The sequence below is a fragment of the Helcococcus sp. KG196 genome (assembly GCF_046035495.1).
In the GTDB taxonomy this organism is placed as follows: domain Bacteria; phylum Bacillota; class Clostridia; order Tissierellales; family Peptoniphilaceae; genus Helcococcus; species Helcococcus ovis.
The window spans coordinates 87,771-103,153 of record NZ_JBFNFI010000001.1 but is presented as its reverse complement, the minus strand read 5'-3'; the positions used below and the strand labels follow the sequence as shown (position 1 = coordinate 103,153).

Here is a 15,383-nt window from a genome sequence, read left to right as displayed (position 1 = left end):
ACTTCTCCTCTAAAAATTTTATAAATAATTATGAAATAAATATATTATAAATTTATTATATTAATTATTTATATTATTTCTGTTAAATTACATAACAGATTTTCAGATTATATCATACTAAAATTTGTTTTTAAAGTTAAGTAAAACCTTGTAATCGTTATCCATACATTTCATTAATTCTTCTTTTGTATTAAATTTGATTTGGTTTCTAATTTTTTTTATGAATTCTATTTCTAATTTATCTCCATAAATTTTTTTATTAAAATCTGATATAAATACTTCAATTTTTATATTTTTACTATCCGTAACAGTTGGATTTGTACCGATAGATGTTAATGATAAATATTTTTTTTCATCATGATATACATAGGTTAAATATACACCTTCTTGAGGAATGATATAATTAAAATTCATAGATATATTAGCAGTAGGATATCCCAATACAGTAGAACCAATCTTATTTCCATGAATTACAGTTCCGGAAATTTTATAATTAGTTGTTAAAAAATATTTTATTTTATCAACTTTTCCATTAGTTATGTATTCTCTGATTAGAGTTGAAGAAATTTTCTGATAATTATTCATTACATAATCAACTATTTCTACATCAATTTTTCCTTCTCTTTTATATTTTAATAATAAGTCGGTATTTGCAATTTCTTTTTTACCAAATGTATAATCAGGCCCACAAACTAATGTATTAACATTTAGCGTATCTTTTATAAAATTAAAAATAAATTCTTCACTATTAAGCTTTGCAAAATCTAAATTGAAATCTATTAAATAAATAATATCAATTCCTAAATTATCTAAAATTTTTATCTTATCATTTAATGATGAAATATAGTACTTAGGAAATGATGGAAATAAATCATTAGTATGTTGCTTAAAAATTAATACAGAAGATTTTAAATTATATTTTTTAGCAATAGATATAACCTTTTTTATAATATTTCTATGCCCTAAATGAAATCCGTCAAAATTTCCAAGCCCAATAATTGACTTTTCAAATATATCATTTTTATTATTGTCTAAATCAATAATTATTGACATAATACTTTCTCCATTTTTAATATGTTATTTTTAATTTTACCTATTCCTATAAAATCATTATTTACAGACACTACTATGTCCTTATTTTGATTAAAAATACCATTGTATTTTATAGTTTTTATATTTACTCGTTGTCCATTAATTAATCTAAATTTTAAATCTTCTAAAATATTTATTTGCCCTAAATTATATAAACATTTTTCGGTGGGGATAACGTTTTCTAATATTTCCTCAAAATTTAGTTCATTAATTTTAGAAATATATATTGCATTAATTAATTCAAATTTACCTACTCTATTTCTAATTAAATCAGTCATATGAGCAAAAGTATTTAGTTTTAATCCAATATCGTGAATTAGTGATCTTATATATGTTCCCTTAGAACATGAAACTTCTATTTTTGCATATTCATTGGATAATTCAAGAAGTTTTATATCATATATTTTTACGTTTCTTTTTTTAATTTCAACTTCTTTTCCTTCTCTTGCATATTGATATAACTTTTTTCCATTTACTTTTAATGCTGAGTAAATCGGAGGAGTTTGTTCAATTATTCCTTTAAAACCCTCCAATACATTTTTAACTTCATTTACTTGAAAAATTTTATTATCTGATTTATTAGTTATTTCACCTTCAAAATCATAAGTTGTAGTAGCCTCTCCAAATTTTAGAGTCGCTATATATGACTTGCCTTGATTCATTATATAATCACTTACTCTTGTAGCATTACCAATACAGATTGGTAGGACACCTGTTGCCATTGGATCTAATGTGCCAGTATGTCCTACTTTTTTTATATTTAATTTTCTTCTTAAAATAGCAACAACATCATGAGAGGTCATTCCCTTAGCTTTATTAACGACTAAGATCCCCATCTTCATAAAGTTTCTCCAATCTTTTTATAACTTTGTCAAATACTTCGTTTAGTGTCCCCTCGTAATTTGCTCCGGAAGCTCTTACATGGCCACCTCCGCCAAATTCAACCGCTATCCTAGATACATCAATAATTTCTTGAGATCTAAAGCTTATTTTTTGTTTATTTGGTTCATCTTCTTGAACTATTGCAGAAACTTCAATTCCATCAATAGTTTTTAACAATGAAACAATTCCTGATGTTTTATCAAAATCTAAATTATATTTTTCAACTAAATCTTTAGTTATCATTGCAACTATGATTTTATCTCCAATTCTAGTTGCATTTTTTATCACATCAGCTTGAAACAGTAATAAATTAGTATTTAGTTTATCATAAAGATTGTCATGAATTAATTTTCTATTTGCATTTATATCCAATAGTGCAGCAGCCGCTCTTAATGTTTTAGAAGTTGAAGATTCATAGACAAACCTATATGTATCTGTCAAAATTCCCAAATATAGATAGGTTGCAGCATCCTCCGGTATAATTACATCATAGTCAATACATAATTCTGTGACAATTTCACAAGCTGAGCTTGCTTCTAAAACAATGTTCAAATCTGCAAAATGTGTATTAGTGATATGATGATCTATATTTGCGGTATTTTTTGCTAGTTCAAAATATTTAACACTATCTCCAATTCTTTCAATATCACCACTATCCACAGCTATAAACAAATCTATTGAATCATTAAACTCATCATTATAATATAAATCATCTCTATATATAAACTCTAAATTAGTTGGAAAATCATCATTTTTAATAATTTTTACATTTTTACCTAAATTTTTTAACGTAAGAGCTAAACCAAAAGAGGATCCAATTGAATCCCCATCCGGATTTATATGTCCCGAAATTAAGATATTATGTGATTTTTGTACTAATTTGAAAAAATCATTCTTCACGTTCATTTTGTGCCTCTGTATCTTTTTTTATTACTTCACTAATCAATTTTTCAATTCTCATTGCTTCCTCAATGTTATCATCTAATATAATTTTTAATTGAGGAATATGTCTTAAGTTCATTCTTTTACCTAATTCACGTTTTATATAACCGATAGAACTTTGTAAACCATCAATTGTATCACATTTTTCCTTATCACTACCTAAAACTGAAATATAAATTTTAGCAGATTGTAAATCATCAGTCAATTCAATATCTGTGATAGAAGTTATAGGTGCAATTCTTGGATCTTTAATATCATTACTAATCATAACAGATATTTCTTTTTTTAATTCTGATTCGATTCTTTTGATTCTTTTTTTATCCATTTTTACTCCTATCTTTCAACTTCTTTATCAATAAATGCTTCTAAAGTATCTCCAACTTTTATGTCATTATAATTTTGAATACCCAAACCACCTTCATAGCCTTGGTTTAATTCTTTAACATCATCTTTATAACGTTTTAATGAGGTTATTTCTCCTTCATGTATTACAACATCGTTTCTTAATAATCTTATTTTTGCATTTCTTTGCATTTGTCCATTTGTAACATAGATACCAGCTATATTACCTACATTAGGTACTCTAAATACTTCTCTTACCTCAGCAGTACCAATAACTTGTTCAACAAACTTAGGTGCTAACATACCATTTATGGCTTTTTTGATATCTTCAATAGCTTCATAAATAACTCTATATGTTCTTATTTCAATATCCTGAGCTTCCGCTTGAGATTTAGCCCCTTGATTTGGTCTTACATTAAATCCTATAATAATTGCATCAGAAGCTGAAGCTAACATAACATCAGATTCATTTATACCTCCTACAGCCCCGTGAATTACATTTACTTTAACTTCTTCATTTGAAAGTTTAGTTAAGGATGTACTTACAGCCTCTATAGTACCTTTTACGTCTGTCTTAACAATTATATTAAGGTCTTTAACTTCCCCATCAGAAATTTTATTAAACAATTGATCCAAATTAACTTTAGATGTTCTCTTGATAAACTCATCTTTTTCTTTTTGTGCTGCTCTATCAGCAAATTTTTTACCTAATTTTTCGTCTTCAATAGCATAAATTTTATCCCCTGCTTCAGGAACATCTGATAAACCTAAAATTAATACAGCAGTTGAAGGTTTTGCTTTTTTTACTTCTTTTTGATTACTATCAAACATTGCCCTTACTTTACCACTTGAACGTCCAGAAACAACAAAGTCTCCCTTATTTAACGTACCTTTATTTATAAGTACTGTTGCAACTGGTCCCCTACCTTTATCCAATTGTGCCTCTATAACAATACCAACAGCCGGTCTATTTGGATTAGCTTTCAATTCTTCAATTTCTGCAACCATTAAAATCATTTCCAATAGCTCATCTATACCTTCACCAGTATGTGCTGATACAGGAATCATAATAGTTTTTCCACCCCAATCTTCAGGTGTTAAGCCCTGTTCTGCTAATTCGGATTTTACTTTATCAGGATTTGCTTCATATTTATCCATTTTATTTATGGCAACTATTATTGGTACACCAGCAGCTTTAGCATGATTTATAGCTTCAATAGTTTGAGGCATAACTCCATCATCAGCAGCTACTACCAATATAGCTATATCTGTTGCATTAGCACCTCTTAATCTCATTTGAGTAAAGGCTTCGTGACCTGGAGTATCTAAAAATACAATTTTCTTTCCATCAACATATATTGAAGAAGCACCAATATGTTGTGTAATTCCACCAGCTTCAGTACTTGTAACTCTAGAATGTCTCATTTTATCTAGAAGAGATGTTTTACCATGGTCTACATGTCCCATAACTGTAACTACAGGAGCTCTTAATTCTAAATCTTCTTCTTTATCTTCAAAGTCAATACTTGAAATATCATTTGCATCATTTTCTTCAACTAATAACTTTTCTTCAACTTCAATATCAAATATCATACCTATTTCTATTGCTTTTTCAATTTCAATTTCTTGGTTCATATTTGACATTATACCCATTTTCATAAGTTCAGTTATAATTACTGTTACCGGTTTATTTAATTTTTCAGCGAATTCTTTAATAGTAATACCTTCTTCAATATAAACAATTTTTGATTCAGCTTGTTCTTGCTTTACATCTTCTTTGAATTCAACTTGTAATTTTTTATCTTTTTTTTGTTTCTTTTTCTTCTTTCTATCTATTTTTTCATATTCATCATTATATTCTTCGTAATCTTTTATTTCTTCTTTTTCAATTATTTCTTTTTTCTTTTTATTTTTATTGCTTTTTTCTTCTTCAAGTTCAGCAAAATATTCTTTTATTAGTTCTAAGTTTTCATCCTCTAAAACTGACATATGACTAGAAACTTCTAAACCAAACTCTTCGTCTAATATTTTAATTAATCCTTTACTTGATAATTTTAATTCTTTCGCCAATTCATATACTCTTGTTTTTGACATATATACACCTTTCTACATAGTTTCCAACTCCTTGTAAATTTTATCATCTACGTTTGTTTTTAAGTGACGATTTAAAAGTTTTTTTGAAATCGCAGTATTCAAACAACTTTTATTTTTACATATATAGGCACCCCTACCATTAAGTTTTCCACTATAATCTATATTAATATTTCCTTCTTTATCTTTTACTATTCTAATTAAATCTTTTTTAGATTTTTGTTCTTTGCACACAATGCATTTTCTTAATCTCAAATCTGAATTACTCATTTATATCATCCAAAGTATAATTTTGAGAATCTTCATTTATAACTTCTTTAGTTGTTTCTTCAAAATCTTCATGAACTTCAGATTCCCTAAGCTTTAATTCTTCTAATTCTTTTAATACTTCATCCATTTTACTTTCAGCTTTTATATCTATTTTCCAATTAGTTAGCTTAGCAGCTAATCTAACATTTTGTCCTTCTTTGCCTATAGCTAAAGATAATTGACTATCCGGAACAAATGCTACTGCTTCTTTTTTGTCCGCATCAATATATACATCTACAACCTCAGATGGTGATAATGAATTTGAGATATATACTTTCATATCTTTACTCCAAACAACAATATCAATCTTTTCACCATTTATTTCTTCAACTATTGAGTTGACTCTGGCACCTTTCATCCCAACGCACGCACCTACAGGATCAATAGAACTATCTTCAGCATAAACAGCAATTTTTGTTCTATATCCTGCTTCTCTGGAAATTGACATAATTTCTACCGTGCCTTGACTAATTTCCGGCACTTCAATTTCAAATAATTTTGCAACAAATTCAGGAGCTCGTCTAGATAACAATATTTGTGGACCTTTACTTGTTTCTTTTACTTCTTTTACATACAATTTTACTCTATCTCCGGGTTTAAAATTTTCCCCTTCAACTTGTTCTTTTTCAGGTATATATCCCTCAGATTTTCCTAAATCTACATATATATTTTTATAGTCAATTCTTTGTATTATGCCATTTATTATATCTTTTTCTTTGTCAATATAACTTTCATAGATAACTTTCCTTTCAGCATCTCTTATATATTGTATAACAATATTTCTTGCTTTTTGAGCTGCTACTCTTGCAAAGTTTTTTGGAGTAACCTTTATCTTAAGTTCCTTACCAATTTTTGCACGTTTATTATGAAATAAAGCTTCTTCTAAGGAAATTTGAGTATTTGGATCAATAACATTTTCTACAACTTCTTTTATAGCTAAAACCTTAGTATCTCCTGTTTCTTCATTTATGCTAATTTCTACATTTGTACTATCATAATTTTCTTCAAAACTTTTTTCTAAAGCTCTTTCAACCGCAGTAATTATTTCTTCTTTTTTTATACCTTTTTCTTTTTCTATTTCATCTAAAGCTCTTATAAATTCTTTATTCATAATTATATTCTAAAACTCTAACCAAATTTTAATTAGGCTTATATCCTTTCTTTTTAATATTATTTTTTCGTTGTTATCATCTGATAATATAATATCACCAGAACTATATTCTTGTAAAATTGCCACATAATCTTTAATTCCATTTATCTTTTTATATAAATGAACTTCAATAATTTGTCCAATATTTCGCCTTAAATCATCATCAGTCTTTAACGGTCTATTTAAATCAGGAGATGAAACTTCAAGATAATAATGTACACTAATAGGATCTAATTCATCTAATCTAGCATCTAAATATCTTGAAACTTTTTCACAATCATCTATATTAATACCATTATCACTATATATATAAAACCTTAAATAATTTTCGCCATTCTCTTTAATAAATTCTATGTCAACTAATTCATACCCCATATCTGTTATATTAGGTTCAAATTCAAGTTTTAATTGTTCAATTAAATTTTTTGACATTATCACTCCTTGTAATGAATAAAGAGTGGACCTCTGTCCACTCTCTAGTAACGCTCTATCTACTAACATTATATCAATTAAATACTATTTAGTCAAATTTACATATTAAAAAAGTCAATTTGATTTGTATCTTGCATGCCATCAAAAACACCTGCATTTTCAAGTGTTTCGACAGCTGTCTTGTTAATTTTAGTTCTATTTATAAAATCTTCTTTAGAAATGAATTCTCCGGATTTTCTAGCTTCTGCAATTCTAATAGCCATTGATTCAGAAATATTTTCCATTGCCATAAGAGGTGCTAAAATAGTATTATCATCAATTACTTCAAATTCTAAAGGATGTGATTTGTATAAATCTACCTTTTCCATCTTTATATCTCTAGCATACATTTCCTCTGCAAGTTCATAACAGTAAAATTCATTATTTATATCAACATTATCTTGAGATTTTAATGTATTTATAAATGAAGTCATATAATCAAGTCCTCTTGAAATATGTGTATATTTAAAATCAGAAATTGCATTTGTAAAATATACAGCATAAAAATATGCTGGATGATGTACCTTAAAATATGCGATTCTAAAACTCATCATAACATATGCCACAGCATGTGCTTTAGGAAACATATATTGTATTTTCTGACATGAGTCAATATACCAGTCAGGCACACTACATTTTTTCATTTCCTTAATCTGATCATCAGATACGCCTTTACCTTTTCTAACTTTTTCCATAATATCAAATGCAAGTTTTTTATCCAATCCTTTTTCTATTAAATAGTTCATAATATCATCACGAGTACATATTGCACTCTTTAAATTACAAATTCCCTGTCTAATTAGTTCTTGAGCATTTCCTAACCATACATCTGTGCCGTGTGATAACCCTGAAATACGTATCAACTCTTCAAATGTTGTAGGTTTAGTATCTGCTAGCATACCACGAACAAAATTTGTACCAAATTCTGGTATTCCAAGAGAACCATCTTTAATATTTGTATATTCATGTTTGATATTAAGTTTATCAGTTGAGCTGAATATGCTCATTGTATCCTTATCATCCAAAGGAACTTTTACAGCATTTACTCCACTTTTATCCGACAATAATCTAATAATAGTTGGAGCATTATGTCCAAGTAAATCAAGCTTTAATAAGTTTTTATCTATTGCATGATAATCAAAATGAGTAGTTATAATTCCAGTTTCTTTTTTATCTGCCGGATATTGCACAGGTGTAAAATCTTCAATATCTTTATTATCAGGTACAATAATAAGACCACCGGCATGCTGTCCCGTTGTTCTTTTAACACCGGTAATATATCTTTTTACTCTATTTATATTTGCATTATCAAGTTGAATTTTTTCATCATCAGGGTAGTATTCTTTATATTTTCTTGCCATACCATATGCAGTTTTTTCAGCAATCGTACCTAAAGTACCAGCTCTAAATACTTTACCGGGTCCAAAGAATTTTTCTGTGTATTTATGGATTTTTGATTGATAAACAGATGCAAAGTTCAAGTCAATATCAGGTTCTTTATCTCCTTCAAATCCTAAGAATACTTCAAATGGAATATCAAAACCTTCTTTAATCATCTTACTACTGCATTTTGGACAAATTTTATCAGGTAAATCAACACCACAAGAATATCTTTCATCTTCGTTAAATTCTACATGTTTACAGTTTTCACATATATAATGTGCAGGAAGAGGATTTACTTCTGTAATATCTGCCATTGTTGCTGCAAAACTTGATCCTACACTACCTCTAGAACCTACTAAATAACCTTGTCTATTAGATTCCCTTACAAGTTCTTGAGCAATTACATATAATGAAGCATATCCATTTCCTATAATAGAATTTAACTCCCTATTTAATCTATTCTCAACTAATTGTGGTAGTGTTTGACCATATATTGCCCTCGCTTTTTCAAACGATTCTGTTTGTAATCTTTCAACAGCTTTTTCTACATTAGGTGGAAATGTACCATCTGCAATAGGCGAAATATTTTCAATCATATTATTTAATTTATATGAATTTGTAACTACAACTTCATAAGCTTTTTCAACGCCTAGATATGAAAATTCATTTAACATTTCCTGAGTATTTTTTAAGTAAAAAGCCCCAGAATTTTCCTGACTTCTCTTTCTTGGATAATTTTTTAATACATTTCTAAAAGGATAGTCTTTTTTATCAATATAGTAAACATCTCCCATAGCAATCGCAGGAATATTTATTATTTCAGCAATTTCTATTAATTTTTTATTAATATTTTTAAGATGATCTTCGTTTCTGATATAACCTCTTTTAATTAAATGATCACTGAAATCAAGAGGAATTAATGAAATAAAATTAAAGAATTTAGCTTCATTTAACAATATTTCATCATCATATCCAAGTGAAATTAAATTAAATAATCTACTTTTATAGTTACCGGTTCCGATCAAAATTCCTTCTCGCAAACTTTCTAAAATATCTAATGGTATACTTGGATTTCTATGATAGTATTCTAAATTTGATTTCGACACTATTATATATAAATTTTTTAATCCTATCTTATTTTGTACATATAATAATCCTTGATATTCTTTATGTTGAGCAACATCAAATGTTGTATCCATTTTATTAATATTTTGATTAAATTTAATATTCAATTCATCGAGTTGTTTTAACATTTTTATAAATACTTCTGCTGTTGCTTTAGCATCATCAGAAGCTCTATGATGGTTTAGTAAATTTACCTTATAATGTTTTGTTAGAGTATCCAATTTATGATTTTTTAAATTAGGATTTAATGCCCTTGAAATATACATTGTATCAGCATAAACAGGCTTAAATTCTAAACCTATTTCACTTGTTTTAGCTAAAATAAATTCAACATCGAATTCTGCATTATGAGCAACTAAAATTGTGTTTTTTGTGAATTCTAAAAATTTAGGTAGAACAATATCAATTGTATCGGCATTTACAACCATATCATTTGTAATACCTGTTAATTCAGTTGTAAATTCACTTAATGGTTCCTTCGGATTTACAAATTCTTCAAAAACTTCTATTATTTCACCATTTCTTATTTTTACTGCACCAAACTCTATAATTTTGTCTGTAAAATTCGACAATCCTGTTGTTTCCAAGTCAAATACAACATAGTCTTTGTTATCAAGAGGTAAATTATAATAATTTCTAAGTATTGTCATCTCTGAATCAATAAAATTAGTTTGCAATCCTAGGTTAAGCTTAATACCATTAGATTTTGCTACTTTATAAATTTCAGGATATGCCTGCACATTAAATAAATCAGATACACCTACATTTTCATGCCCCCAAGTCTTTAATGTTTTAAATAGAGATGAAATATCGACTACAGATTCTGAATTCGTATATTTGGTATGAATATTAAACTCTATCCTTTTTTCTTTTGATAAATCTTGTCTAACAGGTAAAATTGTTTGTTCAATACTTGTAACATTTAATATAGATGATTTTTCCCACTCATCAAATGCATAAATTCCCGATAAAATTACATCCATACCATTTTTAAAATTAGCTAAAAAGTCCTCAATTTTATCACTTCTTACAAATATTTTACATGAAATTGCATAATAGCCATTATCTAAGGAAAACTTAATAAAACAACCGGATTTAACAGTTCTACTTTCAAGATCGTATACTTTTCCTTTAACTTTAACTTTGTTTGTATCATTAACTAAATCCTCTAGTTCGGTAAAATTAGCAGGTATACCTTTTGTAAAACCATAAGAAAACATTTCTCCATTTTCAGAAGCTTTTTTAACTACTTCTTTTTCCTGTTTCCTATCTTCTTTTTCTTTAGCTTTTTTTATCTGTAGTAATATTTCTTCTTCTCTTTTTTTTGCAATTTCTTCAATTACATCTTTATTATCAATGTTATTTTCTAAAAAATCTACTTCTATATCCAACTTTGAAACTTTATCCCTAAATCTTATAAAAATATCTTTAGTCTCATAAAATTGCTTTTGATTAATATGTAATAAAAATATAGTAAATTTCGGATCATTATATTCATATCTCAATGAAGGAAAAACTTCTGAAAAATAGTCAAATATTTCTTTTAATGTAAATAATGATATTTCAATATTTACTTCATAATTTTCCAACACTTTATTAAAATACTTTTTTATATCATCAATATTCACATCTTCCTTCGAAAGAAGCTTTATATTAAGTTCATTTTCAATTTTAAAAAACGAAACTTCATCTAAAAAAAGTTTCGTTTTATTGTTTTTATTATATTCTTCTAAAAATTCGATAAATTGCATTATTACATCCCTCTAAAATAGTGAAATTACATCTTTAATTGTAACTAATAAAATTAGTCCAAGTAAAAATATAAATCCAACGATTGTAATTCTTTCTTCAAATTTTCTATTTATTGGTTTACCAATAATCATTTCACAAATTATAAATAATAATTTAGAGCCATCAAGTGCGGGTATAGGTAATAAATTAAAGAATCCTAAATTGATAGAAATTACTGCAGCAAATATTAGAAATGATTCAAAACCATTATTAACAACTGTGCCTACTTGCTTTATAACACCTACAGGTCCTGATAATTGATTCAATCCTAAAGCACCTGATACTAAACCTCTTAAACCATTCCAAATCTCGCCCATAGTATAGAAGGTCATATAAAATGAATATTTTAAATTACTTAAAATACCTCCTTCTAATACTGGTAAAATACCTATAGATTTTTGTCCATTTTTATCTACTGTATTTAATTCGATAGAAAGTTGTTTATTATCTCTTAAAATTAAAATATTTGCTTTTTGTTTAGAATTTCTTAATTCAGAAACTATTTCCGGAAAAATATTAATATTATTTCCATTTATCTTTAGAATTTTATCTCCGGGTTTAATTTCAGCCATTTGTGCTGGAGAATTATCTAAAACTTTATTTACAATTGTTGAGGGAGTCCCCTTAAATGCGTTAATACCAAAAAATACAATCACTGCAAATAACAAGTTAATTCCCGGTCCTGCTAAAATTGTAATAAATTTTTTCCAAGGTTTAGAATTATTATAACTTCTTTCATCCTCGGAATCACTTTCTTCTCCTTCCATCATGACATAACCTCCAATTGGTAATGCTCTTAATGAATAAAGAGTTTCTTTTCCCTGTTTACTATATATGGATGGTCCCATACCTATTGAAAACTCGTTAACCTTAATACCGGACAATTTCGCACCTGTAAAATGTCCTCCTTCGTGTATTGTAATTAAAAATAAAAACATTAATAATCCAATAATAATATTTATTGCTGTACTCATTATAACCTCAAATTAATAATCATTACGTATACTAAAGGCGCAACAAAGAGTAATGAATCAAATCTATCCATTATACCTCCATGTCCGATTAATATACTTCCATAGTCCTTAATACCTGCTTTTCTTTTTATTAAAGATGCAAATAAATCTCCAATTTGTGAGAAAATTGAAAATATTATAGCGAATCCATATAAAAATAAATCTTGATTTAAATTAAATATATTTATAAAAATATAAGTAAAGACTATACCACCTAAAATTCCACCAAAAGCTCCTTCAACTGTCTTTTTAGGAGAAAGTCTTTCTATCAACTTATGTTTACCAAATAATATACCTATAGCATATGCAAATGTATCTGTAAACGATGGTAATGCATAAGCATATAAAATCCATTTACTATCTCTTAAATTTAATAAAAGAATATAGGGTGCCGTTATATACAAAATTATAAAAATATTTCCTAATATATCATTAATTTTACATTCTTTTTTTAAAATAATAAATGAAAATATAATTACAATCATTAAAATATATAAGCTAAATGTAATCTTTATATCATAAAATAAAGTTGATAAAATAAGAATGCTGTTAAGTATATATAATAGTTTATCTTCGATAACATAGTTTATCTTTTTCAAAGCTTTTGATAATTCAAAAATAGCTATATTTGATAAAATAAGCAATCCACATGTGAGAATAGGATTATTAAAATAAATCATTGCTAATATAATAAATATTAAAATTATACCTGTAATCACACGTTTTAATAAATTACTTTTCATTTAATCCACCAAACCTTCTATTTCTATTTATAAAATTAATAATAGAATCTTTGAATTCTTTTTCTCCATAATCCGGCCAAAATATTTTTGGAAAATCAAATTCAGAATATGCAAGTTGATATAACATAAAATTAGATAAACGCTTCTCTCCACCGGTTCGTATAAGTAAATCCGGATCAGGTATATCTGATGTATATAAATATTTTGATAAAGTTAAATCATCAATATAATCTTCTTTTATCTTTCCCAATCTTACATCATTACATATTTTTTTTATTCCCATAGATATTTCATTTCTAGAACCATAGTTTAGACCAATATTTACTGTTAAACCAGTATTATCCTTAGTTTTATTAATAGCATATTCAACAGCCTTTTTACTTGTGAAAGGCAGCTTACTTATATCCCCCATTAATGTTAATCTTACATTATTTTCAATTAACCTATTTAATTCATTTTTTATAAATGTATTTAATATTGAGAATAAAGTCGACACCTCTATTTGGGGTCTCTTCCAATTTTCAGTAGAAAAAGCGTACAAACTTAAATATTTAATTTCTAATTTTTGTGCAACTTCGATAATTTCAACAACTTTTTGCATTCCTGCACTATGTCCTTTACTTCTATCTAAGCCTCTTTCTTGTGCCCATCTCCCATTACCATCCATTATGATTGCAATGTGATTTAATGAACTATTTTTTATTAATTCAATTAAATTTTTATCATTCATACGCTCCCTACCTATTAAATTATATTGTTAATAATTCTTTTTCTTTTTCTTTTGTAACTTCATCTATTTTCTTTACAAATTCATCAACTAAATCTTGAACTTCTTTTTCTAAAACTTTCTTATCATCTTCTGAGATTTCTTTATCTTTTTCAGCTTTCTTAATGCTATCAATCATATCACGTCTATAATTTCTTATACCTACTTTAGATTGTTCACCTTTAGCCTTAACCTCTTTTACAAGATCTTTACGAGTTGATTCATTTAATTCCGGGAAAGGTAACCTTATAACTTTACCATCATTTGAAGGTGTGATTCCCAATTCAGATGCTAAAATAGATCTTTCAATATTTTTTAATTGAGATACATCCCATGGCTGTATAACTAATAATCTTGCTTCAGGCACTGTAATAGTAGCAGCATTTTTTATAGGTGTCTGTGTTCCATAATAATCAAAATGAATATTTTCTACTAATGATGGGTTTGCTCTACCGGCTCTTATAGAATTTAGATTATCCTTATATCCTTTTAAATGTTGTTCAAAATGTTTTCTTCCATCTTTGATTAAATTATTTATCATTGTCTCCTCCAACAATAGTGCCAATTTTTTCGCCTTTTACAATTTTAACTAAATTTTCAGGATTATCAATACCAAAAACAACTAAAGGCATGTTATTATCCCTACATAATGATGTAGCTGAAGCATCCATAACACCTAAATTTTTAGTTAAAATTTCTTTATATGATAATTCATTATATCTTACTGCATCATCAAATTTATTAGGATCTTTATCGTAAATTGCGTCAGTACCTGTCTTACCAATTAATATTGCATCAGCTCCTATTTCTAAAGCTCTTAATGCTGAAGTTGTATCCGTTGAAAAATATGGATGTCCCGTTCCGGCAGCAAATATAACTACCCTACCTTTTTCTAAATGTCTTATAGCTCTTCTTACAATAAATGGTTCTGCAACTTCATTCATTTGAATAGCTGTTTGAACTCTTGTTTCCAAATTTATCTTTTCTAAGGCAGCTTGTACTCTTAATGCATTCATAACTGTACCCAACATACCTATGTTGTCTGATACAGTTCTGTCCATATCATCTTGATTTCTTCCTCTCCAGAAATTACCGCCACCAACAACAATACCTATTTGTACATTTAAATCATGTACTTCTTTTATAGTTTTAGCAATATTGTTTATTGCATTATCATCCATTCCAAAACCCTTGCCTCCCGCAAGAGCTTCCCCACTTAATTTGATAAGAACTCTTTTGTTAATATACATATTATATCTCCATAAATTTATATACAGTAAAAG

Annotated in this window: 14 protein-coding genes; all 14 read right to left on the bottom strand. The window is 27.2% G+C overall.

The features are described 5' to 3' along the window. Positions 1-117 precede the first annotated feature (117 nt). The gene (locus ABGF45_RS00480) at positions 118-1,053 is read right to left on the bottom strand and encodes a bifunctional riboflavin kinase/FAD synthetase (RefSeq protein ID WP_408112623.1); all 936 of its coding nucleotides are present in this window, start codon (positions 1,051-1,053) and stop codon (positions 118-120) included. Further along, positions 1,044-1,934: a tRNA pseudouridine(55) synthase TruB gene (gene truB / locus ABGF45_RS00475; protein ID WP_408112622.1), complete on the bottom strand. Its 891-nt coding sequence runs from the start codon at positions 1,932-1,934 to the stop codon at positions 1,044-1,046. The genes ABGF45_RS00480 and truB overlap by 10 nt, the downstream gene beginning before the upstream one ends. Further along, positions 1,909-2,880 (bottom strand): bifunctional oligoribonuclease/PAP phosphatase NrnA, encoded by a 972-nt coding sequence (locus tag ABGF45_RS00470; RefSeq protein WP_134710689.1) that lies wholly within the window; start codon positions 2,878-2,880, stop codon positions 1,909-1,911. The genes truB and ABGF45_RS00470 overlap by 26 nt, the downstream gene beginning before the upstream one ends. Continuing rightward, positions 2,864-3,241, bottom strand: coding sequence for a 30S ribosome-binding factor RbfA (gene rbfA, locus ABGF45_RS00465; RefSeq protein WP_134710690.1), 378 nt, complete (start codon positions 3,239-3,241; stop codon positions 2,864-2,866). The genes ABGF45_RS00470 and rbfA overlap by 17 nt, the downstream gene beginning before the upstream one ends. Positions 3,242-3,249: 8 nt before the next feature. Continuing rightward, positions 3,250-5,352, bottom strand: coding sequence for a translation initiation factor IF-2 (gene infB / locus ABGF45_RS00460; protein ID WP_134744051.1), 2,103 nt, complete (start codon positions 5,350-5,352; stop codon positions 3,250-3,252). Positions 5,353-5,364: 12 nt separating this feature from the next. Continuing rightward, positions 5,365-5,619: an RNase P modulator RnpM gene (gene rnpM, locus ABGF45_RS00455; RefSeq protein ID WP_134710692.1), complete on the bottom strand. Its 255-nt coding sequence runs from the start codon at positions 5,617-5,619 to the stop codon at positions 5,365-5,367. Then, positions 5,612-6,769: a transcription termination factor NusA gene (gene nusA, locus ABGF45_RS00450; RefSeq protein WP_134710693.1), complete on the bottom strand. Its 1,158-nt coding sequence runs from the start codon at positions 6,767-6,769 to the stop codon at positions 5,612-5,614. Before nusA ends, rnpM begins: the two co-directional genes overlap by 8 nt. 9 nt (positions 6,770-6,778) lie before the next feature. Next, positions 6,779-7,240, bottom strand: coding sequence for a ribosome maturation factor RimP (rimP, locus tag ABGF45_RS00445; protein WP_408112621.1), 462 nt, complete (start codon positions 7,238-7,240; stop codon positions 6,779-6,781). A gap of 98 nt (positions 7,241-7,338) precedes the next feature. Beyond that, on the bottom strand, positions 7,339-11,538 hold the full coding sequence (locus ABGF45_RS00440) for a PolC-type DNA polymerase III (protein ID WP_408112620.1): 4,200 nt from the start codon (positions 11,536-11,538) through the stop codon (positions 7,339-7,341). A 12-nt stretch (positions 11,539-11,550) separates the two neighbouring features. Next, entirely contained in the window at positions 11,551-12,552 is a 1,002-nt protein-coding gene (gene rseP, locus ABGF45_RS00435) for an RIP metalloprotease RseP (protein ID WP_134710696.1), read from the bottom strand. Further along, complete coding sequence (locus ABGF45_RS00430) at positions 12,552-13,334, bottom strand: phosphatidate cytidylyltransferase (RefSeq protein ID WP_134710697.1); 783 nt, start codon at positions 13,332-13,334, stop codon at positions 12,552-12,554. Before ABGF45_RS00430 ends, rseP begins: the two co-directional genes overlap by 1 nt. Next, entirely contained in the window at positions 13,324-14,064 is a 741-nt protein-coding gene (locus ABGF45_RS00425) for an isoprenyl transferase (protein WP_134710698.1), read from the bottom strand. The genes ABGF45_RS00430 and ABGF45_RS00425 overlap by 11 nt, the downstream gene beginning before the upstream one ends. A gap of 19 nt (positions 14,065-14,083) precedes the next feature. Beyond that, positions 14,084-14,641, bottom strand: coding sequence for a ribosome recycling factor (gene frr, locus ABGF45_RS00420; protein ID WP_134710699.1), 558 nt, complete (start codon positions 14,639-14,641; stop codon positions 14,084-14,086). Beyond that, positions 14,631-15,350 (bottom strand): UMP kinase, encoded by a 720-nt coding sequence (gene pyrH, locus ABGF45_RS00415; protein ID WP_134710700.1) that lies wholly within the window; start codon positions 15,348-15,350, stop codon positions 14,631-14,633. The genes frr and pyrH overlap by 11 nt, the downstream gene beginning before the upstream one ends. Positions 15,351-15,383: the final 33 nt, after the last annotated feature.

What these genes read in the sequence shown, in the direction of transcription:
- ABGF45_RS00480 (WP_408112623.1), bottom strand. Translation starts at nt 1,053, where the DNA reads ATGTCAATAATTATTGATTTAGACAATAATAAAAATGATATATTTGAA.
- truB (WP_408112622.1), bottom strand. Translation starts at nt 1,934, where the DNA reads ATGAAGATGGGGATCTTAGTCGTTAATAAAGCTAAGGGAATGACCTCT.
- ABGF45_RS00470 (WP_134710689.1), bottom strand. Translation starts at nt 2,880, where the DNA reads ATGAACGTGAAGAATGATTTTTTCAAATTAGTACAAAAATCACATAAT.
- rbfA (WP_134710690.1), bottom strand. Translation starts at nt 3,241, where the DNA reads ATGGATAAAAAAAGAATCAAAAGAATCGAATCAGAATTAAAAAAAGAA.
- infB (WP_134744051.1), bottom strand. Translation starts at nt 5,352, where the DNA reads ATGTCAAAAACAAGAGTATATGAATTGGCGAAAGAATTAAAATTATCA.
- rnpM (WP_134710692.1), bottom strand. Translation starts at nt 5,619, where the DNA reads ATGAGTAATTCAGATTTGAGATTAAGAAAATGCATTGTGTGCAAAGAA.
- nusA (WP_134710693.1), bottom strand. Translation starts at nt 6,769, where the DNA reads ATGAATAAAGAATTTATAAGAGCTTTAGATGAAATAGAAAAAGAAAAA.
- rimP (WP_408112621.1), bottom strand. Translation starts at nt 7,240, where the DNA reads ATGTCAAAAAATTTAATTGAACAATTAAAACTTGAATTTGAACCTAAT.
- ABGF45_RS00440 (WP_408112620.1), bottom strand. Translation starts at nt 11,538, where the DNA reads ATGCAATTTATCGAATTTTTAGAAGAATATAATAAAAACAATAAAACG.
- rseP (WP_134710696.1), bottom strand. Translation starts at nt 12,552, where the DNA reads ATGAGTACAGCAATAAATATTATTATTGGATTATTAATGTTTTTATTT.
- ABGF45_RS00430 (WP_134710697.1), bottom strand. Translation starts at nt 13,334, where the DNA reads ATGAAAAGTAATTTATTAAAACGTGTGATTACAGGTATAATTTTAATA.
- ABGF45_RS00425 (WP_134710698.1), bottom strand. Translation starts at nt 14,064, where the DNA reads ATGAATGATAAAAATTTAATTGAATTAATAAAAAATAGTTCATTAAAT.
- frr (WP_134710699.1), bottom strand. Translation starts at nt 14,641, where the DNA reads ATGATAAATAATTTAATCAAAGATGGAAGAAAACATTTTGAACAACAT.
- pyrH (WP_134710700.1), bottom strand. Translation starts at nt 15,350, where the DNA reads ATGTATATTAACAAAAGAGTTCTTATCAAATTAAGTGGGGAAGCTCTT.